This window comes from Pseudomonas sp. PDM16 (assembly GCF_014851865.1).
In the GTDB taxonomy this organism is placed as follows: Bacteria; Pseudomonadota; Gammaproteobacteria; order Pseudomonadales; family Pseudomonadaceae; genus Aquipseudomonas.
This window is the reverse complement of the sequence record NZ_JACVAM010000009.1, coordinates 57,780-79,965: the sequence shown is the minus strand read 5'-3', so window position 1 is coordinate 79,965 and position 22,186 is coordinate 57,780. Positions and strand designations below refer to the sequence as shown.

The window sequence follows — 22,186 nt, the reverse complement described above, 5'->3', positions numbered from 1 at the left end:
ATGCCGGGCTTCTTCGTTGAACCGGAAGCGATCAGGCCTTAGGGGCGATCGGGTTTTCCGGGTACCACACGTCCATCAGCGGGCTGAGGGAGAATTCGCTCAGCTCCTTGCGGCCCTTCAGCCAGGATTCCAGCGCGGCGCGCTGCTCTTCGCTGACCGAGCCACGCTTGGCCAGGCAGACGAAACCGTAGTCTTCGCCGCCGACGTAGCCCAGGCCATTGGCATCGATGCCGTCACGCAGGAATTCGTCGACGAACTTGTCGGCGCCCTCTTCGCTCAGGCCCTCGTGGAAACCGAGGGTCAGCTCGCAGCCCAGTTCCTGGAATTCGTCGACGCACAGTTTCTTGCGCAGGCGGCGGGAACGGTTGGTGGCCATAAACACTCCTAGATACTCATTGATTGCAACGGGCGGCACTCTAGCAGGTTGCCGCGCCAGCTGCCCGCCCGTTCGGAAAAAAGCCCGCGCAGCCGGCATGCCCAGCCCCCTAGGAACCGATGCATGGGGCATAATGCGCGACATAATCACTCTAGCTGCACCCTCTTTTTGCCCTTTTTTCTGCCTGGGCCCGTGCCAATGATCAGAACTCTGCGCCATTTCGTCATCGCCTCACTCCTGCTTCCCACCGCCCTTCCCCTCTCCGCCGCCCAGGTCAGCAGCGCGCTGCCCGCCAAGGTGCAGCAGTCGCTCAAGGCCAACAAGCTGCAGGCCAGCAGCCTGTCACTGGTAGCCTTGCCACTCGACGGCAGCGGCGGTGGGATCATTCACAATGCCGACGTCTCGGTGAACCCGGCATCGACCATGAAGCTGGTCACCACCTACGCCGCCCTGGAACTGCTCGGTCCTACCCATCAATGGCGTACCGAGTTCTATGGTGACGGCCCGTTGAAGGACGGAGTCCTCAACGGCAACCTCTACCTCAAGGGTGGCGGTGACCCGAAGCTGAACATGGAGAAGCTCTGGCTGATGATGCGAGACCTGCGTGCCAACGGCGTGCAGCGCATCACCGGTGACCTGGTGCTGGATCGCAACCACTTTCACCACCCGACCCTGCCGAGCTTCAATGACGACGGCGGCGACCCTAACAAACCGTTTCTGGTCGGCCCGGACTCTCTGCTGGTCAACCTCAAGGCTGTGCGCATGGTCACTCGCACCAGCGGCGGCAAGGTCAGCGTGATGATGGAACCGCCACTGACCAACGTGCGCATCGACAACAAGGTCAAGGCGCTCGGCGCCACCAAGTGCCCGGCGTGGCCGGACGTGCGCTACAACCCGGTAACCCAGTTCGACGGCACTACCCTGGTAGTGACCGGCAAGCTGGCCGAAGGCTGCAGTGCCCAGTCCTACCTGGCCCTGCTCGACCACCCGGGCTACGCGGCCGGCGCCGTGCGCGCCATCTGGCAGGAGCTGGGCGGCAGTATCCTAGGCAAGGACCGCGTCGGCGATGTGCCACAGAAGGCCCAGCTGCTGGCGCGTACCTTCTCGCCGGATCTCACCGAAATCATCCGCGACATCAACAAATACAGTAATAACACCATGGCTCAGCAGCTGTTCCTGAGCCTGGGCCAGAACTTCCGTGACCGAGCCGACCCCGACGACGCCAAGGCCGCACAGCGAGTGATCCGCAACTGGCTGGCCAAGAAGGGCATCACTGCGCCTCACCTGGTCATCGAGAATGGCTCCGGCCTGTCGCGCGCCGAACGGGTCAGCGCTCGGGAGATGGCCGGTATGCTGCAAGCCGCCTGGCACAGCCCCTATGCGCCGGAATTCATCGCTTCGATGCCACTGGTAGGCATGGATGGCACCATGCGTAAACGCCTCAAGCGCACCGGCATGGAAGGCCAGGGCCACATCAAGACCGGTACCCTGAACAACGTGCGCGCCATCGCCGGCTTCACCCGCACGGCCAAGGGGCAGAACTGGGTAGTGGTGGCGATCCTCAACGACCCACGTCCGTGGGGCGCCTCGGCGATCCTCGACCAGGTGTTGCTGGATATCTATAAGCGCTAGCCGATCCACCCTACGCATCAACTCGGCGCCGACTCAGGTTCCTCGAAGACTGCACTCCACGGAGCGGCGCCATTACCTGCCAGCCTCAACCCAGCAAACATGGATTTTGGAGGCGCCAGCTCACTGAACGTCGGACAACAAGGTAGCGTGACTTCGTTTTGGGCAAGCATCCGCAGGACCTGAAATGGCGCAGGAGAGGCCCCCTTCTCTCTTTCTGCGCTTCTGCCTCTTTAATTGCTTCGGGGTTCGCTGTTGCAGTTCACGATAGGCGGCGCAGCTCGATGACCTCAGCATTGCGCGTAGCGTTGGAGCTGACACCGGCGCTGGTAGCCATACCGGCATTCTCTCCGCTCATCACATGACTCGCCCCAAATAGGCTGGCGGTCTGGCGTTTTATTCCCCTGGATGAGGCAGGGATATAGCCAAGTCTCTGGAGCTGGACAATCCCATCAGCGGTGGTGACCTGTGGCTTCTGTTGCCTGGCGAGCAGGCACTACCTCAAAAAGAAGAGTCAGGTTTGCAGAAACTCGGCCGAGAGTGCTCCGAGTAGGCCCATTGAGCGTGGCAGCAGGAAGCCAGAACCGACGCCCCTTGAAGCCAACTGCACGTCTTTGTCGACGACCCACTCGTTCCTGCGGGAGCGATCACCATCGCCTCCGGCTTCTGCTATTTCATTGTCCGGAAAAGCAGAACGCCCGGTGCAAGCACCGGGCGTTCCGTACTACCACCTTCGTGACGGTCAGTGGGCGAACAGCGAGCCGCCCTGCTTGCCAGCCAGTTTCTCCGGCTTGATCAGGAAGCGAGCCAGTGCAGGCAGCAGCCACAGAGCACCGAACATGTTCCACAGCAGCATGAAGGTCAGCATCAGGCCCATGTCTGCCTGGAACTTGATCGCCGAGAAGATCCAGGTGACCACGCCGATCGCCAGGCACAGACCGGTGAACAGTACGGCCTTACCGGTAGAGCGCAGGGTCTGATAATAGGCCTCCTGCAACGGCATGCCCGCCCGCAGGAAGCTTTCCAGACGGCTATAGATGTAGATGCCGTAGTCGACACCGATACCCACGCCAAGCGCGATCACCGGCAGCGTCGCCACCTTCACACCGATACCCAGCCAGGCCATCAGGGCGTTACCCAGGATGGAAGTCAGGATCAGCGGCAGGATGATACACAGCATGGCGCCGAAGGAGCGGAAGGTGATCAGACACATCACCGCCACGCAGATGTACACCAGTACCAGGATCTTCAGCTCGGAGGTAGCGATCACCTCGTTGGTAGCCGCCTCGATACCGGCGTTACCGGCTGCAAGGATGAACTGCAGGTCATCCTTGTTGTTCTCCTTGGCAAAGTTTTCCACCACGCCCACGGCACGCTTCAGAGTCGCAGCCTTGTGGTCATTCAGGAACACCAGCACCGGCGCCAGCGAGCAGTCGGCGTTGTACAGGCCATCCGCACGGGCGATGGAGTTGTTGAGGATGTCCGGGTTACGCGACAGGGTCTCCCACTTGAGACTGCCCTCGTTCATCCCCTTGATCACCTGCTTGGACACGCTGACCATCGAGATGGCCGACTGCACGCCTTCGGTGTTCTCCAACTGCCACATCAACTGGTCGATCGGCGCCAGGGTCTGGTGCGTGGAGCAACCTTCGTTGGGCGTCTTGACCATCACCACCAGCACGTCGGAGCTGGTCGAGTAGTTGTTGATGATGAAGTCGTTGTCCTTGTTGTAGCGCGAGTCCGGACGCAACTCCGGTGCTCCCTGGTCTAGGTCGCCGATCTGCAGGTGCTCCTTCTGGTACCAGAAGGACGCTACGCCAGCGGACAGTGCGATGACTACGGAGATCGGCGCCACCACCGGGTGGGCGAAGTTGGACAGCAGACGCCAGAACGGCTGGTCGCGATTGGCTTCGCGCTTGCTGCGCTCCACGGCCTTCGAGCTGATACCGATGTAGGAGATCGCGACGGGCAGCAGGATCAGGTTGGTGAACACGATCACGCCAACGCCGATGGAGGCACCGATGGCCAGCTCGCGGATCACGCCGATGTCGATGATCAGCAGGGTGATGAAGCCGACGGCGTCCACCAGGATCGCGATCATGCCCGGCAGGAACAACTGGCGGAAGGTACGGCGCGCCGCCGTCAGAGCGTTGTCGGCGTCGCTCGACTGCAGGGCAATACCGTTGATCTTCTGTACGCCGTGGGAGATACCGATGGCGAAGATCAGGAATGGCACCAGCATCGAGTAAGGATCGAGACCGAAGCCAGCCAGGTTCATCAGGCCCAGTTGCCAGACCACCGCGATGAGCGTGGTGGAGACCACCGAGATAGTCGAGCGGATGCACCAGCTGAACCAGTACAACAGCACCAGGGTGATCGCCAGGGCGATGCCGAAGAAGGCCACCACCATGATCAGGCCATCGATCAGGTCACCAACCTTCTTGGCGAAGCCGACGATGTGGATCTGCACATTGGGGTTCTGTGCCTGGTACTTGTCGCGAATCTTCTCCTCCAGCTCGTGGGAGAACTGGCGATAGTCCAGCTTGAGCAGCTTGCTCTGGTCATTCGGGTCCGGATACTGCTCGAGCAGCGGCACGTCGATGATGCTGGACTGGAAGTTGTTGGCCACCAGACGACCGACCTGGCCGGACTTCAGCACGTTGCCGCGCAGTTGGCTGAGACTCTGCGAGGAGCCGTCGTAGGTCTGCGGGATCACCTCGCCGCCGTCGAAGCCCTCTTCGGTCACCTCGGTCCAGCGCACGCTCGGGCTCCACAGCGACTTCAGACCGGAACGGTCGACGCCGGGGATGTAGAACACCTCGTCGTGAATCTGGCGCAGGGTCTCCATGTACTCCTTGGAGAAGATGTCACCATCCTTCGCCTCCACGGAGATGCGCACGGTGTTACCCAGGTTGGCCAGGTCGTTGCGATGCTCAAGCATCTTCTCGATGAAGGGGTGCTCCAGCGGGATCATCTTCTCGAAGCTGGTCGAGGGGCGGATGTGCGAGGCCTGCCACAGCAGCAGCACGGTAATCAGCGCGCACAGCGCGATCACCACTGGCCGGTTGTTGAAGATCAGGCGCTCGAGGAAGGTCGCCTTGTCCTGATGATGGCTGCTCATATACTCATTCGCCCCGGCTTATTGTTTTTTGTCTGGCACGCTGCCAGTCGGAGTGGCGAGCTGCACGCCGCCCTGCCCCACCAGGATCAGGTTGCCTGCCGCGTCTTCGGTGGCACCCGCCAGCGAAGCTCGGTCCGGGCGGTTGACCACGTTGAAGCTACGACCGGAGTCCTTGCTGGTCAGCACGCTGCCGCCATGGCCAACGATGACCACGGTACCGTCCTTGAGCAGGCTGGCGTTGGCCAGTCCGAACTCCAGGGGGCCACTGTCCGAGAGCAACTTGACCTGCTGCCAGGTATTGCCGAAATCGGTAGAGCGGAACAGATTGCCGCGCAGGCCGTAGGCCAGAACGGTATTGGCGCTGGCTGTGCCGGTGGCGCCAAACAGGGTGCCTTCGTACGGGCCCTGGATTCTTTCCCAGGTCAGGCCCCAGTCGGCGGAGCGGAACATGCTGCCCGCCTCGCCCACCACGAACAGGCCGGCATCCTTCACGGAGGTGATGCCGTTGAGGTGATAGCCGTCTTCGTTGTCCAGACGGTCGCTGACATCGTTCCAGGTCTTGCCACCATCACTGGTTTCCAACAACGCACCATAGGCGCCGACGGCAAAACCGGTGTTGGTGTCGCGGAACCAGACATCCAGAAGCGGCGCCTCGCGCTGCAGGTCTTCGAACTGCAACGTCCAGTTGGCACCACCATCGTCGGTGGCGAGGATCTGTGCATCGTGGCCGACGGCCCAGCCGTGCTTGTCATCGGCGAAGTACACGGCAGTCAGCAACTGACGGCTCGGCACGCGCGCCTGCACCCAGTTACGCCCGGCATCCTCGGAAAACAGGATATGACCACGATCGCCCACCGCAACCAGTCGCTTGCCGGCGTGGGTAACGTCCAGCAGCAGGCTGGTGACGGCCTGGGAGGATTCGATGGAGAGGACGGCTGCAGAGTCCGCCGCCTGCACAGGCAGAGGAACGGTCAGAGCCAGAACGGAACATACGCTGAGCAGAGACAGCGCTTTCGCCAGCGGCGATGGATGACGGGCCGGGGCCTGGACGGATGTCAGGCAACCGGAGCGGGTGCGCCGCAGGACGGGCTCACGCATGTACTTCCCCCTTTATTCTTATAGGTGGGTTCACGCCTTATTGATAGGCGGAGCTCATGCTATACGGCTTTGGAAAAAACTGACAATCGGCGTGACGTTATGTTTTGTTAAGCACCGAACAGCTCGAGAAAGTGGCGCTCGTGACCGATTCCCCGATCAGAGTCACCGCCCCTCCTCGTCAACTCCACTCGAGACGCTCGGCGACCAGGGCAAACATGCGGGGAGGCCAAGGCACCAGCGGCTCGGCCATGCGACACGAAGGCCGGAGGCATCGATCCGCAGCCACCACGGCAACTTCATTGACAGGAGAAAAAGCGCGACCCGGCAGTCGCCGGGTCGCAGAGGGCCGCCCAAATGGGCGGCGGGAGTAGCGGTTGTCAGCGGGTGCCGCGGCGGCGCAGGGCAGACGGGGTGAACTCGCTCTCGGCCGGGATCGCCTTGCTGAAGTTGGCAGTGCTCGGCTCCTCGCTATCCAGGTTCTGCACGTAGTAGCGACGGCTCTGCAGGTCGTGGAAGGCTTCCATCGCCGACCAGGTGGTAGGCAGGTCGTAATAGTTCTTCAGGTAAGCGATCGAAACGCGCCACAGCTCGCCGCGCGTGTCGTACTGATCCACCACGGCAGCCTGCCAGCTGTCCTCATCGAGGAACAGGGTGCGCTTGCCATACACGTGACGGGCGCTCGACTTGAGTGTGCCCTCCACTACCCAGACACGGTGAAGTTCGTTGCGAGTCAGCTGCGGATTGACATGGCCGACCTGCAGCAGATCCTTGTACTTCACGCCTGCTGCGGCAATGCGGTAGTTGTTGTACGGAATGTACAACTCCTTCTTGCCAAGCAGCTTCCAGTCGTAGCGATCCGGCGAACCGTTGAACATGTCGGTATCGTCGGCGGTGCGCAGGCCCTCGGAGGCCGCGATCGGAGTGTCGTAAGCCAGGTTCGGCGCACGACGAACACGACGCTGGCCAGCAGCATAGGCCCAGGCCTGACGCTGCTCCTTGACCTGGTCCAGGGTCTCGTGGACCAACGCGGCGCCGCCAGCCAGGCGCGCCGGGCTCTTGGTGAAGTTCAGGTAGTAGAACAGGATGTTGTTCAGGTCAGCGTAGCTACCCTTCGGGTTGTAGTAGCGGAACAGCGCCTCGACCTCCGATACGACAGGCGAGTATGCGCCAGTACGCTGCACCGCGGCCTCCACCGAGCGACGAGTGATGTAGGTACCGCGGTAGCGCACGATATGGTTCCACAGGGCCTCGACACCATCCTGCGGGATCGGGAACGGGATACCGCCGTAGGCATCTGCAAAACCGTTGCCTCCCTCCACCAGCTTGGCGGTGGTGGCATTCTTGATGGTGTTGTCGTAGACCCACTGTGGTGCGGAGCCCGAGCGACGGCTCTGGTACACCGGCATCTGGAAGGTTTCAGGGTAGGCATTGAACAGGGCAATCTGGCCCGCGCTCAGCTTGTCCTTGTACTGGTCCAGATTGGCCTTGGTGATGGTAAACAGCGGCTTGTCATCCGGGAATGGATCGATATGGTGCTGACCGGAGCCTTTGTAACCCGCAGGGGCCTGCGTGATCCCGCCAGTCCACTCGGGAATGCTGCCGTCGGCATTACCGGCCTTTTCGGCACCGAAGGGAGTGAGCGAGGTACCAAGCTTGGCCGCATCTTGGGCCGATACGGCAGCCAGGGCGCTACCGGCGGTGAGCGCGAGGGCAACGGCCGCGCCCATCAGCGAGTGTTTCATCAACATTGGGTGTTTCTCCGTACGGGTGAGCCGGGCGGTCTGGCCGCCCTGCCCTTATAACTGATCAGAAGGAATATTTGAGGTTGACGCCGACGTTGTCGCGATCGCGACCACTGTTGTTCTGTCCACCGCCGTAGTACTCGGTGTACTGCACCTCGGCCTCGAGGCTGTTCAGGTAGCTGGCACGCATGCCAACCGAGTAGGCCATGGCGCCCTCGACGAAGTTGCCGGTCTGATGCGAGTTACCTTGGAAGTTGTGCTTGAACACCGCGAAGGGCGACAGGTTGACCCCTGCGTAGACATCGTTCCAAGTGCCGGATAGAGCCAGGGTGTAGCCGTAGGCGTCACGATCGATCTGGTCACCATCGTCATAATCGGACACGTAGGCGCCGTTCGGCCTACCGGCGAAGCCACGCTCGCTGCCGTCGTAGGCGGTGTAACTGAGGCTGCTGGCACGGGCATGCTCGGAAGCCAACTCGGCTACGCCCATCAGTGAGTCGAAGCTGATGGCCGGGCCGAAGTTGTAGATGGTACCGATAGACAGATTGAACGCCTCGATACGTTCGTAGTTGTGGAACATCGGCCCGCGGCACAGCTGCTTGCCGGAGATGTCGGCGCAGGCCTGGTCACCGGCGATGTTACCGTCATAAATGTTGGTCTGACCGAAGAAGCCCTGACCCAGCAGGTCACCGAGCAAATCGTTGGTAGCGCTGATGCCGACCGGCAGGTTGGGCCGGTAAGCAATCTCGCCGAACACCGAGGCCTCGCCGATGGTGGTGTTGAAACTGAAGCCGTAGACGCGAATGTCTTCCACGTACTCACGGCGGGCAACGGCATTGCTGGCGGCATCCAGGGTGGCGACGGCCGGTGCGAGCAAGGAGCCCTGCAGCGCTTCCAGTGCAGCCAGATCAACACCCTCGTAGGCACTCAAGTCCACCGCGATCTGCGGCTCCTTGGCGTGGTAGTTGATGAAATAGAAGCCGAACTCGGTGAGGTTCAGTTCTTCCGCCACATACCGCACGGCGAAGCCGAACTGGCCATCGTTCTTGGCATTGATGTCGCTGCTGACATTGGCCACCTTGAACACGTTGTATTCGGAGTCCAGGTAGGCATTGGGGCCGAACGGACCATTGCCCACCAGGCCGGCGTCGAGCGCACTCTGATACCCCGACATCACGATGGGCAACAGCGGGTTGTCGTAGCGGGTGTAGGCCGTGCTGCCGCCGTCGGCGAACAGATCGGTCTCGGAGAAGAAAGTGCCGGCCGGGTCGATGGCCGACTCCTTCCAGTTCCACTGATAGAAGCCCTCGAGCGACAGATTGTCGGTCACGCCGATGTTGAAGTTGAAGGCCTCCACCGGCACCAGCACTTCCTTCAGCTCGGAGCCCGGAAGGCGGAACTTGCCGGCATCGATCGGGTTGGTGGTATTGATGCCTCCGCGGTAGAAGATGCCCTCACCCCAGTTGAACACCTGGCGCCCGACCTTGACAGTCAGGGGCATGGCGCCGACATCCCAGTTGCCGTAGACGTAAGCGTCTAGAATCTCTGCGCTGTGGCCGGCACTATCACGGGTCTCGTCAGTAAAGCGGTCGTTGTTCGGGTAGCTCTGGCTCGGCCGGAAATCATCGTTGTCGTTGCGCTTGTCCATGATCTGGGTGTCATAGAACGCAGTGCCACGCACGAACATGCCGTAGTTCTGGTAGTTGGCCTCCAGATCGGAGGTGATCTTGAATACTTCGGAAACCAGGCCGGTATCGAAATTGCGGTTGCCGTCGTTGCCGTTGGTGTCATCGTTGGTCTTGTCCTGACCCTGCACACGGTACATCTGCCCGTACGACACCGTGGTATCCAGCGACCCGGTGACTTCACCATCGACGAAACTGAACTCTACGGCGCCGGCCGGCACGGCCGCCAGCAATGGGATGAGCCCGGCCAGGGCAAAACCCGCCTTGGCGGGAGCGAGACACAGGGGCGACTTGTGCAAGGGGAAAGCCATCGGCAACTCCATGGATGGGTTGTTCTTGTTATGTCCGTCTGCCGGAAGGACCGGCCTGATCAGGACGATCCATTCAAAAACAGTACCAGAATGCGGTTTTTTTTCCTGACAGGTACGACAGTCCCGAATATGGCCGATGTCGCCTGATGATGTCCGAATTTGTCGCATGCCTGGCGCCATCCAGCATTGTGGATTTGCCCGCTCTAGAAAGGCCCATTCAGCCGGAAACGGCCTAGGTGAAGGATGCGCGAATCGATCTGGAGAAAAGGAAACGAGAGGTAACAAAGGGTGCTACCAAGCAAGCGCTCGGTAACACCCTGGCGAGCATCAGGCCAGGCTCTTGCTGACCACCTCGAACACATCGCTCGACAGCTCCCCGGAGGCGAGGATGCGCTCCAGCTCGCCGCGCATCAGCGCCTGGCGCTGCGTGTCGTACTTGCGCCACCGGGTCAACGGCCCGAGCTGACGCGAAGCGATCTGCGGGTTGGAGGCATTCAGGCTGATCACCTGGTCGGCGAGGAAGCGATAACCGCTGCCGTCGGCCGCGTGGAAGTTGATCAGGTTCTGCCCAGCGAAGGCACCGATCAGCGCGCGTACCTTGTTCGGGTTCTTCAGGGTGAAGGCCGGGTGCTGCATCAGCGCCTGCACGCGGGCCAGACCGTCCGGCAAGGTGCTGGCGGCCTGTACGCTGAACCACTGGTCCATCACCAGCGCGTTGTCCTTGAAGTGCTCGGCGAAGGCTTCCAGCGCCTTGGCCCGCTCCGCCTCGAAGGACGAATTGACCAGCACCGCCAGCGCGGTCAGGCGCTCGGTCATGTTGTCACATGCTTCGTACTGCTCCAGGGTCGCGGCCAGCACCTCCGGCTTGCCGGTGAGCGTCAGGTAGGACAGCGCGATGTTCTGCAGGCTGCGACGGGCAAAGTGACGGGATTCGGCCACGTACGGCGTGCTGCGCGACAACTCGCGGTTGGCCTGGTAGCGCTTCCACAGCGGCTCGAACAGCGCTTCGGCCAGTTGCATACGAGCAAACTCGCGGGCAGCGTGAATGGCATCGACATCGGCTACTTCGCTGATCTCGGTAAGGTAGGCCTCGCCCGGCAACGAGAGCATCTCGGCGACCATCGCCTGGTCCAGCGACTCGTTCTCCAGCACGCTGCGCAGCGCAGTGACCAGGCGCTGATCCAGCACCAATGCCTCGCCACGCTGATGCTGGGCGATCAGCTCCTGCAGCACCTGCACGGACAGCTGCTGGCCGGCTTCCCAGCGGTTGAAGCCGTCGCTATCGTGCTGCATGAGGAACATCAGCTGGTCGCGGCTGTAAGGGAAGCTCAGCTTGACCGGTGCACTGAATCCGCGCAGCAGCGACGGCAGCGGCTTGGCTTCGATATTGACGAAGGTGAATGCCTGCTCGGCCTGGGTCACCTGCAGCACCCGGGTGCGACCGACCGGCTTGTCCTCGCCGACCAATTGAAGCGGCAGCTCGCGACCCTGGGCGTCGAGCAGGGCCAGTTCCAACGGGATGACGAAGGGCAACTTCTCACTCTGTCCCGGCGTGGCCGGGCAGCTTTGGCGCAATTGCAGACGATAGGTGTTGGCGGCCGCATCGTAGCTCTCGCTGACCTCCAGGCGCGGCGTACCGGCCTGGGTGTACCAGCGTTTGAACTGGGTCAGGTCCTGGCCGCTGGCATCCTCCATGGCCTTGACGAAATCGTCGCAGGTCACCGCCTGGCCGTCATGACGCTGGAAGTACAGGTCGGAGCCCTTGCGGAACAGCTGCGGCCCGAGCAGGGTGTGGATCATGCGCAGCACTTCGGAACCCTTCTCGTAGATGGTCAGGGTATAGAAGTTGGAGATTTCCATGTACGCATCCGGGCGCACCGGATGAGCCATCGGGCCGGCATCCTCGGCGAACTGGTGAGTACGCAGGTAGGCCACGTCCTCGATGCGCTTGACCGTGCGCGAGTTCATGTCGGCGCTGAACTCGGCATCGCGGAACACGGTGAAGCCTTCCTTGAGCGACAGCTGGAACCAGTCGCGGCAGGTCACGCGGTTGCCCGACCAGTTATGGAAGTATTCGTGAGCGACCACCGCCTCGACGCGCTGGTGGGCAGCGTCGGTGGCGGTTTCAGCACGGGCCAGCACGCAGCTGGAGTTGAAGATGTTGAGGCCCTTGTTCTCCATGGCGCCCATGTTGAAGTCGTTGACCGCAACGATCATGAAGATGTCCAGGTCGTACTCGCGGCCGTACACCTCCTCGTCCCACTTCATCGACTTCTTCAGGCTGTTCATGCCGTGCTGCACCTTGTCGATGTTCTCCGGCTCGACGTAGATGCGCAGGGTCACTTCGCGTGCGCTCATGGTGGTGAAGGTGTCTTCCACGCACCAGAGGTCGCCGGCGACCAGGGCGAACAGGTAAGCCGGTTTCATGAACGGGTCTTCCCAGGTCGCCCAGTGGCGGCCATCACCTTCGCTGCCGCTGGCAATCGGGTTGCCGTTGGAGAGCAGCACCGGATAGCTGTGCTGCTCGGCGCTGAGGGTCGTGGTGAACTTGCTCATCACGTCCGGGCGGTCAAGGTAGTAGGTGATCTTGCGGAAGCCTTCGGCTTCGCACTGGGTGCAGAACATGCCGCTGGACTTGTACAGCCCTTCCAGCGCGGTGTTGCTTTCCGGGTGGATGCGCACGCTGCTGTCGATGACGAAGCTGGCCTGGGTTGGCTGCAGGGTTAGGTGGCTGTCACTGAGCTGGTAATCAGAGGCGGCAAGCTCGCGGTCGTCCAGCGCCACGCTGATCAGCTCCAGTTGCTGGCCGTCCAGCACCAGCGGTGGAAGGTCGGCGCTCAGCGCTGGGTTGCGGCGCATCACCAGTTGCGCGTGAACCAGGGTGTGGTCCTCGTACAGCTCGAAGGTCAGATGAGTCTCGTCGATCAGGTAGTCCGGCGCCTGATAGTCCTTGAGGTAGATCATTTTCGGCTGTTCGGTACGCATGGCTTGTGGCCCTTGTGTTAGGGCCGGCGGTGCGGCCCTTTGACGATGAGTTCGCTGATCAGTGATGCACGGCCAGCTGGTAGGCGGTGTACTTGCGGATGTTGATGACCCCGGTGTCGAACATCAGGTACTGACCCTTGATGCCGAGCAAGGTGCCTTCCACCAGCGGGTTCTTGTCCAGGTTGAAGCTGGTGATCTTCGCCGGATAGGCCTCGATCGGGTAGCTGATCTGCACCACCGGCTGCTCGCTGAGCGGCTGCACGGCCTGGATGCCGAAGCGCTGCTGCAAGGCGTGCATGCCGTCGGCGCAGGCGTCGAGAATCTGATCGCGGATGGCCAGCAGGTCGACCGGCGTGGCATCACTTTTCAGCAGCGCGCGCCAGTTAGTCTTGTCCGCCACCTGGCTGCGCAGCAAGTCTTCGACGAAGCCGGACTGCTGGCGCGTGGCAACACGCATGATCGGCAGCGCCTGGGTCGCGCCCTGGTCGACCCAGCGCGTAGGAATCTGCGTGGCGCGGGTAATGCCGACCTTCACCCCGGACGAGTTGGCCAGGTACACCACATGATCGGTCATGCAGAACTGCTCGCCCCAACCCGGCTCGCGGCAGGTGCCGGCGTCATAGTGGCAGCGCTCGGGGCTCATGATGCAGATGTCGCACTGCGCCAGTTTCTGCATGCACGGGTAGCAATAGCCCTGGCTGAAGCTGGTTTTGGTCTTGCGACCGCAATGGCTGCAATGGATCGCACCGAGGTACTCCAGGCGCAGGGTCTTGCCGATCAGTGGGTTGACCGGTACTTCCTCATCACCCAGGCGAAAGGCGTACTGCACGGGCGCACCGAGCTGCGCCTTCATCTTGCTCAGGGAGCCACGGGCCAGCTCAATCATCAGTGCAGGGAATCCTTGCTGCCTACCGAGGTGTACAGCAGGTTGGGAATCGGCTCGGACTTGGAACCGCACTCCGAGGTGCCCATGTAGCCAGTGCGCTCTTCCTCTGGCAGGTTCTGGATCTCCCAGGCGATCATCGCCTGCAGCGACAGTTCCTTCTGCTCCTGAGAGAGCTTGCGGCCATCGGGCCACTTGCCGATCTCCACGGCCAACTTGAGGCTCTGGTAGATATCGGGGGTGATGTTCTCGATCATTTCGGCAAAGGACGACATTGCAGACTCCAACAGCGGGCAGCTAAACAGGTGGGCAGTTTACCGGCGCACACGCGCCAGCGCACCGCCGATCAGGCCGAAGGCGCAACCGGCGGTGAGGCCACCGACATGAGCGGCATTGGCGATGGAGCCGATGCCCAGGGTATCGATGATTCCGCTCAGGCAGACCAGCAGCCACACCAGCATCATGCCCAGCACACCTTTCGGTAGCTGGTAAGCCGGTGTCGGCGCCAGCAGCTGGAAGATCCAGCAGTAGCCGAGCAGACCATAGAGCACGCCGGAGAGGCCGCCGAACAGCGACGGCCCGCCAAACCAGAACTGGGCGAAGTTGGACAACAGGCCGAATATCAGCGTCAACGCCAATAGGGCAAGACGCCCCTGGCGGTGTTCGATGCGCCTTCCCAGCTCCCAGTACCAGAGACTGTTCATCGCCAGGTGCAGAACGCCGAAGTGAATCAGCATGGGCGTTACCAGGCGCCACCACTGCCCTGCCTCCAGGCTGGCCAGCCAAGGCTGGAAGTAGAGGTACTCGCCGCGAACCTGGAAATCCTGGAAGGTCAGCCAGCGTAAGCCCTCAAAGCTATCGCCCAGTTGCGTGACCAAGGCGATCGCCAACGTCATCAGCAATACCAGCGAGGTCATCCAACTGGCACGCATCTGTTCGGCAAAGCCCGGTCTAGCCGGCCGAGCGGGCGTCGGCACCTCCGCTTCACCGGCCCCCTGCGGGTAACGCAGGTACAGCGCCTGCACCTGCTCCGCCAGCGGCCCAGCTGGCACCCAGAGCACCTGGGCGTCGCGCTCCTCGCTGACCCGATGCGGTACCTGCAGGCGGCGCAACAGGGACACGAAGCCGCCGAGATCCTCCTGCAGCGGGCGCCGCAGCGCCTCTACCCGGCTCATTGCGGTGCCTCCGGACGTTCCACTTCGATCCATACGAACTTATGGGGATCGATCTGCATCTCGTCGTCCAACCGATAGGCCACCAGCTTGCCGTACATCACCGCGCTGTAGTCGAGGCAGGCCAGGTTGGGCCGGATCGGCGCCGGGCGACCGCGCCGCCAGTAGTGACCGACGAACAGCATGGGCTCGTCCAGGCCGTACTGCAGCAGGCGGCCCTTGTCGGTGGGCGTCAGCGGCAGGCTGGCCACGCTCTCCGGCAGCGCATCGGGCTGGAACACCACATCGCCGTAGGTCTGCGGGTCGTCTTCCCAGAACTTGGTACGGAAGTAGGCACGGGTGAAGCCCTCTTCGCTGGTCTGGGTCAGGCCATGCGGCAGGCGCAGATCGGTACCGCGCAGCAGGCGTTCGAACACCCGGTTGGCAAAACTCCCCGGCACTGCCGAGGCCACCACGAAGTCACGGTCGACACGGCCATCCGGAAAATCACGCCGGAGTATGTCGATCAGGCTGTCGTCCCAGCACGCATGGACCAAGCGGAAGCGCCCGGCATCGATGAACAGTGGCATCTGCTGGAACCAGTCGAGGAAATCGTGCCAGTCGCTCGGATGGTTCTCGAGCTGGCGGAACGTCTGCTGCAGCAGTCGCTCGTGGCGTGGCGTGTGCTCGCGTACATGGCGCCGTTCGCTGTTCGGCGGTGCCTCGGTGTACCAGCCCAATGCGTTGTATTCGTGATTGCCCATGATGCACAGGGCCTGGCCAGCCTCGACCATGTCGTGCACCAGGTGCAGGGCCTCGCGGATACGCGGGCCACGATCGATGATGTCGCCCAGAAACAGCGCCATGCGCCGCGGATGGCGCCAGACGCCCCCCTCGCGGCGGTAGCCCATCTGCTCGAGCAGGCGTGCCAGGCTGCTCGAGCAGCCGTGCACGTCGCCGATCAGATCATAGCCGCGCGCCGGATCGAGGAGCATCTCAGTCGTGGCTCCACTGCCGACCGCCCCAGCCAAGCTTGGTACGGCAGGCCTCGTAGTAGTTGTGATCGAGCGGATGGATCAGACGCAGCTTATGCGGCTTCTTGGCCACCGTGATGGTGTCGCCGGGGGCGCAGGTGAAATGGTTCTGGCCGTCGCAGGAGACCAACGGATAAATCGGCAGATCATCGGCCACCACGATCTTCAGCTCGCTATTGCCGTCGACCACGATGGGCCGGCTGGACAGGGTGTGCGGGTACATCGGCACGATGACGATGGCATCCAGCTTGGGATGCATGATCGGCCCGCCGGCGGACAGCGAGTAGGCGGTGGAGCCGGTCGGCGTGGCGATGATCAGGCCGTCGGCCTTCTGGCTGCAGACGAAATGGCCATCAACGAACAGCTCGAACTCGATCATCTTGGTCGACTTGCCGGGGTGCAGCACCACATCATTGAGCGCATCGCCCTGGCCGATGGCCTCGCCATGACGGCGGACCTCGGCCTCGAGCAGGAAGCGGCCCTCCTCCAGGAAACGCCCTTCCAGCACTTCGGCGACCTTCACTTCCAGCTCGTCGGGCTTGATGTCGGTGAGAAAGCCCAGGCTGCCGCGGTTGATGCCGAGCACCGGAATCTTGTGTCGGGCCAGCGCGCGCGCGGCACCGAGCATGCTGCCGTCGCCACCGACCACCACGACCAGATCGCAGATTTCGCCGAGGTTCTTCCGCGAGCAGGTCTGCAGGCCGTGGCCGGGCAGCACCTCGGCAATGGTGTCTTCGAGGATCACATGCAGGTGACGCTCGAGCAGGAATTTCTTCAGGCGTCGAACAGTGTCGAGCACTTGGGCGCTACCCAGGCGACCGATGATGCCGATATTGCGGAATTGCTCCATGGGGCGCTCTGCAACGGGGATGATTGCCCGGATTATGGGCGAAAGGCGCTAACTGCAGCAAACCGCCTCGGCTATGCTCGGCCAATGAATCTGCCACTGGATGACCTGCTGGGGCATCTGCGCCAGCCTCAGGTACGCGACCTGGCCTGGGCACTGCTCTCCCCTCCGCTGCTCGCGGCCGGCAACCTGCCGCTGCGCCATCCCCTGGCGGCCAGTATCTGGCTAAGCGAGCCGCAGCGCCTGGCGAGCTGGCTCCTTCAGCAGGAAGCCAGTAGCAGCACGCTACAGCGGCACCTGGCCAACGGCTCCAGCCGCCTCGGCCACTATTACGAGCGGCTCTGGCAGTTCGCCCTGCAGGCGGCCCCCGATGTGCAGCTGCTGGCGGCCAACCTGCCGGTACGTCGCAACGGCCAGACACTGGGCGAGCTGGATCTGTTGGTGCGCGACGACGACGGCCTGCACCACCTGGAGCAGGCATTCAAACTCTACCTGGGGCCGGAGCATGGACCGGGTGAACTGACCACCCATTGGCTGGGGCCCGCCAGCGAGGACCGCCTGGGACTCAAGCTGGATCATCTCGAGCAGCATCAGCTGCCGCTGTCGTCCACCCAGGAGGCCCGGATGGCAATGGCCGAACTGGCCACGGAGAAACCCCGCGCCTCGGCCTGGCTGGGTGGTTACTTGTTCTATCCCTGGCCGGACAGTTGCTCCGCCCCGGATGGGAATCACCCGCAGCACCTGCGAGGCCACTGGTTACGCCTGCGTGACTGGCAGCGCCGAATGGTGCCTGACCAGCACTGGCAACCCCTACCCCGCCCTGCCTGGCTCCCGCCCGCGCTGCTGCCGACCGAGCACCTCTGGACAGGCGAGCAGTTTCGAAACTGGATGGCTCAACTGGACGCAGCAGCACCGGCGCAATTGCTGGTACGCCTGGAACAGGATGCGCAAGGAGACTGGCTGGAGCGCGAGCGGCTGTTTCTGGTCAATGACCACTGGCCGCGCCGCCCTCCGGAACAGCCCTAGCTGCTGCGCTCGGTGCGACCGCCGGAGCGGGCCAGATAGCCCGAACCACTCTCGCACAGCAGGCCGGCTCGCTGCACCGCCGGCAGGGAATCCAGTCCATCACGCAACGCATAGGCCTTGAAGCCCAGCTGAGACAGGAGGAACACGGCACTGGCGCTACGCTTGCCGCTGTCGCAGTAACACAGGTAGGTGCGCTCCTTGTCCAGCAGGCGCAGCTTCAAACGCAGCAGATGCAAGGGCATGTTCAATGCCTGCTGGGCATGAGCCCGTTCGTATTCTTCCTGGAGCCGCACATCCAGCCACTGGGCACCGGAAGACAGCAGGCGAGCCGCCTCGCCGAAAGACACCTCGTCGACCACGGGCGCCTTGAGCAGCGCGAAGAAGTCCTGGCGATCCAGACGCATGACCACGCCCGGCTCAATCAGCGTCACCGTGGCGTTGCGCGGCTGGTCGGAGAGCAAGGCCTCCTCGCCGAAGCAGGCGCCGACGTCCAGCTCCGCTAATACCTGGCGACTGCCTTCGCCTTCGCGAAACACCTCAGCACGTCCACTCTTGAGGAAATAGCAGCAGTCGCCACCCTCTCCTTCCACCAGAACTCGGCTACCGGCAGGCAGGTCGATGGGGCGCAGCCGATCGAGCATGGCGCGCACGTTCGCGGGTGGCACCTTGGTGAACAGGGGGTTTTCCAGCAGGCGCTCCAGCCATTCGACATCATCCCCGTTGCTGCCCAGGTCGAGCAACAGGTCCTGATACGCCAGACGCCAGGTCAACAGACGACTGAGATTGGCGCTGTCCAGCGCCAGCACGCTGACGTCAGTCAGTGCTCGCGCCTCATGCTGGCGCGGCAGGGTCGGTGACAGCGGGTGGCAGCTGGCCTCGCTACCGACCTGCAGGCGCTCTTCATGGCCCTCCGCGTCACGCAGCAGGATCTCTCCGGACAGCAGGTAATATGTAGTGCGGGCCTGATCGCCATGGCGGAACAACAACTGGCCAGCCAGCAGCGGCTGAGGCACCAGCTGGTGGCGCAGTTCGCGCCATTGTTGCTCGGAAAGCACATTGAGCGGAGTGAAGCTGCGCAGCTGTTCGGGGTTCAGCGGCTCGATCATCGACACCTGTCCTTCGTTATTCTTGGCGCACTGCTGCCATTTCTTCCAGGCGTTGGGCCATGGCCCGGCGCCCCTGCAGCCCTCCGGTATGGAGCAACAGCAGACGCGTACCCGGAGCAAAGTAACCGGCCTCCACCTCCCCGCGCAATGCCAGCATTGCCTTGCCGGTATACAACGGCTCCAGAGGCAGGCCACACGTGGCCTCGCAATCACGGATGCAGCGTGCCAACGCCGCATCTACCCGACCGAAACCACCACCACTGGCATCCACCAGACGATAGCCGGAATCCGCATGCCTCGCCTCGCTGAGCACCGACGCAAGGTTCTTTTCCAGCCCATGTCCGAAGGGCACCGCGGTGGCCACATGAATCTGGTGCCCGCCCTGTTCGGCCATCACCAGTCCAGCTGCAGTGGTTCCCGTGCCGGCAGCCAGCCACCAACCCTGATAGTCCTCCCAACCCAGCTCGGCGAGTTGACCCCTGGCCATCTCGACGATGGCACCACAGGAACGTGCCGCGAGCAGCCCTCCGCCACCTTCGTTCACCGGCACAAGGCGCGGATAACGCGCCTGCCAGCTCATCCAGAAACCCGGCTGATTACGCTCGCGATATCCGGCGTAGCCGAGCCAGTGCAGGCGCATGCCGAAGTCCAACAGGTCGCGAACCGTAGTCGTCTCCTGTGGCTCGCCGCGCAGCAGGCCAACCGTCTGGAAACCGAAGCGCCGGCCGGCGGCCGCCAGAGCATGCAGGTGGTTGGAGTGAGCCCCGCCAAGACTCATCAGACCTTCGGCACCTACTGCAGCCGCAGCCTCGATATGCGGCTTGAGCTTGAACCACTTGTTGCCTGAGATCAGCGGATCGAGCAGGTCGAGGCGCAACACCGCCACCTCGACGCCAGCGCGTGCTAGCCAGTCGAGGTGCAGAAGCTGCAAGGGGGCCGAGGGCTGCCAATGTGGAACGATGATGGGCATGGAGAAACAACCGGTTGGGCGCCAGTGATCAGGCGCCGACCGTCATGGTAACCGCTCAGCTCACAGTGCGCAGGCGCGCGCCGGCCTTGTGGCGAGCGCAGCAGTTGGATTCGCCGACCACGAAGCGGCTCGGGGTCTCCACCCTATCGATAGGCATGGCGCAACGTTCGCCGGACGGCAGGCTGGCCTCGCAGGTTGGCTGCTGATAATGCGCCAGCCACTGCCGGTACTGCTCCTCGGAGACGAAGCACTTGGCCGCTGCATAACCCATGGGGTTGTTCTGATAGCGGGCCATATCCTGTAACGGAATGGTCAGATGACCGGCCCCCGGGTGATAGACCACGAATACGACCCCGAGCTTGGCCAATCGCTCGAGAATCTGCTCTCCGCCCTGTCCAGCCAACTCGTCTCGCTCACGCCGAGCACGATCCAGTTCCTGCTGCAGCTGGGTATCCTGCTCAGCACGGTAGGCCAGCTCAACATCGCGAATCGCCACCTGCTCCCTGAATTCGGCTACCGCAGCGGCGACCCGCGCCTGCAGCTCCGAGTCGAATTGAGCACGTAGGATGTCCGCTTCAGTGCGGCCATGGCGCTCCAGCTCACGCAATTGACGAGACATGTCCTCGCGAGCCTGTTGCATGCTATCGGCCTGAGCACCGAGCTGGACCTTCAGGCTGTTGTTCAGCTCTTCCTGCTGGCGCAGGGACTGACGCAGGGCGGTGGACTCAGACTGCCACGCGCGTTGCTGCTCATCGGCCGCCAACTTGATCCGGGCCAGTTCTTCTTCGTGCTGCTTGCCCAGCGTACTGATGCGCAGTCGCTGCTGTTTGATCAGCTGAGCGGTCTTCAGGCGGTGCTCATGTTCTTTCTGCTCCGCCTGCTTCTCGGCCTCGGCTCTGGCAGGATCCGGTGCCTGCCACTTGTCCTCGGCCGCGACCTGCAAACGTTCGGGCAGCACCACCGGTGCATCTTCCTCCACCAGCAAACCCAAGGCATTACGCTTGACCGCGTCACGCAGCAGAACGAGATCGTTCTTACCCGGGGCCAGGCTTGGGTCCCACAGGTGCATCTGGTGCCAGGAAACCGGGCACTGGCTACGGCAGGCGAGACGGATCGGACCGGCCCCAAGATCCGGACCACGACCGGCGTTGTCGGCCAGATGGCGCAACGGCAGGTTCCAGCCCCTGTCAGCGGAGCCGTGTTCGTCGAAGTCGAGGTAGAAGAAGACAACGGAGCGCACCATCAGGCGCGGATTGATCAACACATAGGCCAGGCGCATCTGCTGGTCGGCGAACTCGGCCATGCTCACCACGTTGTCGAGCAGTGCCTCGAACTCGGGGAAGAGCATTTCCTTGCAGATTCCGCGCTCGTTGAAGAACAAGACGGCCTCAACCATCTGCGCTTTGTTCTGCATGCTCATGGATTTTCCTCAAGGCCACCGGGATCATGATCAGCGCGCGACAGGCAGGCCCTGGGCGCGTGCATTGCCTGCTGGCAGGCTCAATCCCTTGTTTTGGGCAAGTCTAGGGGAAAACGGAACGCGGGCAATGTGACTGGGTTGGCAGCCGCCCGGCCGCCGCCCGGTATAAGCAGCGACGACAGGACGAAAGTGTGACGGGCTGGGCGTTAGAAACCGCTTACGATCTCGCTAGCTAGCGATAAACGTTGGCAAAAACGGCCGAGGAAGTAAATGAACAGTCCGAGCCGACGTGTTCCGGGCTGTTTTCAAAGCCGTCTAACTGACGCGTAGCGGATCGTAAACAGGTTCTCAGGCCTTGGCGGCAGCCAGGTAGGGAGCCAGGCGACGGCCCATCTCCTCGCCGAGGGCAGCCAGACCGCTCATCGGACGGACCATCACCTCGAACTCGACGATCTTGCCGTTCTCGTCGAAGCGGATCATGTCGATGCCCTTGAGCTCGCGCTCACCCACCTTGGCGCTGAACTCCAGCACCACGTTGAGGCCATCGGCAGTCGCCAGCTCGCGGTGATAGGCGAAGTCCTGGAACACCTGCAGCACGGTATTGAGAATCAGGTTGACCGCCTGCGCGCCCGGATAGGCATTGTGCGCCATGGGCGAGCGGAACACCGCCTGCGGGTGCAGCAGCTCCGGCAGCTGGCTCAGGTCCTGGGCGGCGATGAACTGGTGCCAGCGCTGCAGGCTGGCTGCCGCGGCCGGTTGCAATTGAAGATCGGTAGACATGAGCTTCTCCTTATTGTTGTGA

At 62.6% G+C, this 22,186-nt stretch carries 17 protein-coding genes; 2 read left to right on the top strand and 15 right to left on the bottom strand.

Annotated features, from left to right (window positions below; all coding sequences use genetic code 11):
• Positions 1–31: 31 nt before the first annotated feature.
• Positions 32–376, bottom strand: coding sequence for a YggL family protein (locus tag IB234_RS23105; RefSeq protein ID WP_192322198.1), 345 nt, complete (start codon positions 374–376; stop codon positions 32–34).
• Positions 377–574: 198 nt separating this feature from the next.
• Between IB234_RS23105 and dacB the strand changes: the two genes are divergently transcribed.
• A complete protein-coding gene (gene dacB / locus IB234_RS23100) occupies positions 575–2,008 on the top strand; it encodes a D-alanyl-D-alanine carboxypeptidase/D-alanyl-D-alanine-endopeptidase (RefSeq protein ID WP_192322197.1) in 1,434 nt (477 codons plus the stop codon).
• A 739-nt stretch (positions 2,009–2,747) separates the two neighbouring features.
• Here dacB and IB234_RS23095 read toward each other — a convergent pair.
• The 10 genes from IB234_RS23095 to IB234_RS23050 all read right to left on the bottom strand — a co-directional run bounded on the left by IB234_RS23095 (position 2,748) and on the right by IB234_RS23050 (position 16,865).
• Positions 2,748–5,126: an efflux RND transporter permease subunit gene (locus tag IB234_RS23095; RefSeq protein WP_192322196.1), complete on the bottom strand. Its 2,379-nt coding sequence runs from the start codon at positions 5,124–5,126 to the stop codon at positions 2,748–2,750.
• Between the two features lie 18 nt (positions 5,127–5,144).
• Positions 5,145–6,224 carry a WD40/YVTN/BNR-like repeat-containing protein gene (locus tag IB234_RS23090; protein WP_192322195.1) on the bottom strand — a complete coding sequence of 360 codons (1,080 nt, stop codon included), beginning with the start codon at positions 6,222–6,224 and terminating at the stop codon, positions 5,145–5,147.
• A 377-nt stretch (positions 6,225–6,601) separates the two neighbouring features.
• On the bottom strand, positions 6,602–7,972 hold the full coding sequence (locus IB234_RS23085) for a DUF1329 domain-containing protein (protein ID WP_192322194.1): 1,371 nt from the start codon (positions 7,970–7,972) through the stop codon (positions 6,602–6,604).
• Positions 7,973–8,030: 58 nt separating this feature from the next.
• A complete protein-coding gene (locus IB234_RS23080) occupies positions 8,031–9,962 on the bottom strand; it encodes a DUF1302 domain-containing protein (RefSeq protein WP_192322193.1) in 1,932 nt (643 codons plus the stop codon).
• Between the two features lie 327 nt (positions 9,963–10,289).
• Positions 10,290–12,947: an aminopeptidase N gene (gene pepN / locus IB234_RS23075; RefSeq protein ID WP_192322192.1), complete on the bottom strand. Its 2,658-nt coding sequence runs from the start codon at positions 12,945–12,947 to the stop codon at positions 10,290–10,292.
• A 58-nt stretch (positions 12,948–13,005) separates the two neighbouring features.
• A complete protein-coding gene (locus tag IB234_RS23070; protein ID WP_192322191.1) occupies positions 13,006–13,833 on the bottom strand; it encodes a DUF2797 domain-containing protein in 828 nt (275 codons plus the stop codon).
• On the bottom strand, positions 13,833–14,105 hold the full coding sequence (locus IB234_RS23065) for a YeaC family protein (RefSeq protein ID WP_192322190.1): 273 nt from the start codon (positions 14,103–14,105) through the stop codon (positions 13,833–13,835). The genes IB234_RS23070 and IB234_RS23065 overlap by 1 nt, the downstream gene beginning before the upstream one ends.
• A gap of 39 nt (positions 14,106–14,144) precedes the next feature.
• Positions 14,145–15,005 carry a rhomboid family intramembrane serine protease gene (locus IB234_RS23060; protein WP_192322189.1) on the bottom strand — a complete coding sequence of 287 codons (861 nt, stop codon included), beginning with the start codon at positions 15,003–15,005 and terminating at the stop codon, positions 14,145–14,147.
• The gene (locus IB234_RS23055) at positions 15,002–15,976 is read right to left on the bottom strand and encodes a metallophosphoesterase (RefSeq protein WP_192322188.1); all 975 of its coding nucleotides are present in this window, start codon (positions 15,974–15,976) and stop codon (positions 15,002–15,004) included. Before IB234_RS23055 ends, IB234_RS23060 begins: the two co-directional genes overlap by 4 nt.
• Position 15,977: 1 nt before the next feature.
• A complete protein-coding gene (locus IB234_RS23050; protein WP_192322187.1) occupies positions 15,978–16,865 on the bottom strand; it encodes an NAD(+) kinase in 888 nt (295 codons plus the stop codon).
• A gap of 84 nt (positions 16,866–16,949) precedes the next feature.
• Between IB234_RS23050 and IB234_RS23045 the strand changes: the two genes are divergently transcribed.
• Complete coding sequence (locus IB234_RS23045; RefSeq protein ID WP_192322186.1) at positions 16,950–17,888, top strand: DUF1853 family protein; 939 nt, start codon at positions 16,950–16,952, stop codon at positions 17,886–17,888.
• On the opposite strand, the gene IB234_RS23040 is transcribed toward IB234_RS23045, so the two are convergent.
• The 4 genes from IB234_RS23040 to IB234_RS23025 all read right to left on the bottom strand — a co-directional run bounded on the left by IB234_RS23040 (position 17,885) and on the right by IB234_RS23025 (position 22,164).
• The gene (locus IB234_RS23040) at positions 17,885–18,994 is read right to left on the bottom strand and encodes a cyclic nucleotide-binding domain-containing protein (RefSeq protein WP_192322185.1); all 1,110 of its coding nucleotides are present in this window, start codon (positions 18,992–18,994) and stop codon (positions 17,885–17,887) included. The genes IB234_RS23045 and IB234_RS23040 overlap by 4 nt on opposite strands.
• A gap of 16 nt (positions 18,995–19,010) precedes the next feature.
• Entirely contained in the window at positions 19,011–19,964 is a 954-nt protein-coding gene (locus IB234_RS23035; RefSeq protein ID WP_192322184.1) for a 1-aminocyclopropane-1-carboxylate deaminase/D-cysteine desulfhydrase, read from the bottom strand.
• 55 nt (positions 19,965–20,019) lie between these two features.
• On the bottom strand, positions 20,020–21,384 hold the full coding sequence (locus tag IB234_RS23030; protein ID WP_192322183.1) for a chromosome partitioning protein ParA: 1,365 nt from the start codon (positions 21,382–21,384) through the stop codon (positions 20,020–20,022).
• Positions 21,385–21,732: 348 nt separating this feature from the next.
• A complete protein-coding gene (locus tag IB234_RS23025) occupies positions 21,733–22,164 on the bottom strand; it encodes a nuclear transport factor 2 family protein (protein ID WP_192322182.1) in 432 nt (143 codons plus the stop codon).
• Between the last annotated feature and the right edge of the window lie 22 nt (positions 22,165–22,186).

Coding starts and splice junctions, on each gene's coding strand:
- IB234_RS23105 (WP_192322198.1), bottom strand. CDS start 376: ATGGCCACCAACCGTTCCCGCCGCCTGCGCAAGAAACTGTGCGTCGAC.
- IB234_RS23085 (WP_192322194.1), bottom strand. CDS start 7,972: ATGTTGATGAAACACTCGCTGATGGGCGCGGCCGTTGCCCTCGCGCTC.
- IB234_RS23040 (WP_192322185.1), bottom strand. CDS start 18,994: ATGATCGAGCCGCTGAACCCCGAACAGCTGCGCAGCTTCACTCCGCTC.
- IB234_RS23070 (WP_192322191.1), bottom strand. CDS start 13,833: ATGATTGAGCTGGCCCGTGGCTCCCTGAGCAAGATGAAGGCGCAGCTC.
- IB234_RS23060 (WP_192322189.1), bottom strand. CDS start 15,005: ATGAGCCGGGTAGAGGCGCTGCGGCGCCCGCTGCAGGAGGATCTCGGC.
- IB234_RS23035 (WP_192322184.1), bottom strand. CDS start 19,964: ATGCCCATCATCGTTCCACATTGGCAGCCCTCGGCCCCCTTGCAGCTT.
- dacB (WP_192322197.1), top strand. CDS start 575: ATGATCAGAACTCTGCGCCATTTCGTCATCGCCTCACTCCTGCTTCCC.
- IB234_RS23080 (WP_192322193.1), bottom strand. CDS start 9,962: ATGGCTTTCCCCTTGCACAAGTCGCCCCTGTGTCTCGCTCCCGCCAAG.
- IB234_RS23030 (WP_192322183.1), bottom strand. CDS start 21,384: ATGAGCATGCAGAACAAAGCGCAGATGGTTGAGGCCGTCTTGTTCTTC.
- IB234_RS23045 (WP_192322186.1), top strand. CDS start 16,950: ATGAATCTGCCACTGGATGACCTGCTGGGGCATCTGCGCCAGCCTCAG.
- IB234_RS23050 (WP_192322187.1), bottom strand. CDS start 16,865: ATGGAGCAATTCCGCAATATCGGCATCATCGGTCGCCTGGGTAGCGCC.
- pepN (WP_192322192.1), bottom strand. CDS start 12,947: ATGCGTACCGAACAGCCGAAAATGATCTACCTCAAGGACTATCAGGCG.
- IB234_RS23065 (WP_192322190.1), bottom strand. CDS start 14,105: ATGTCGTCCTTTGCCGAAATGATCGAGAACATCACCCCCGATATCTAC.
- IB234_RS23055 (WP_192322188.1), bottom strand. CDS start 15,976: ATGCTCCTCGATCCGGCGCGCGGCTATGATCTGATCGGCGACGTGCAC.
- IB234_RS23025 (WP_192322182.1), bottom strand. CDS start 22,164: ATGTCTACCGATCTTCAATTGCAACCGGCCGCGGCAGCCAGCCTGCAG.
- IB234_RS23095 (WP_192322196.1), bottom strand. CDS start 5,126: ATGAGCAGCCATCATCAGGACAAGGCGACCTTCCTCGAGCGCCTGATC.
- IB234_RS23090 (WP_192322195.1), bottom strand. CDS start 6,224: ATGCGTGAGCCCGTCCTGCGGCGCACCCGCTCCGGTTGCCTGACATCC.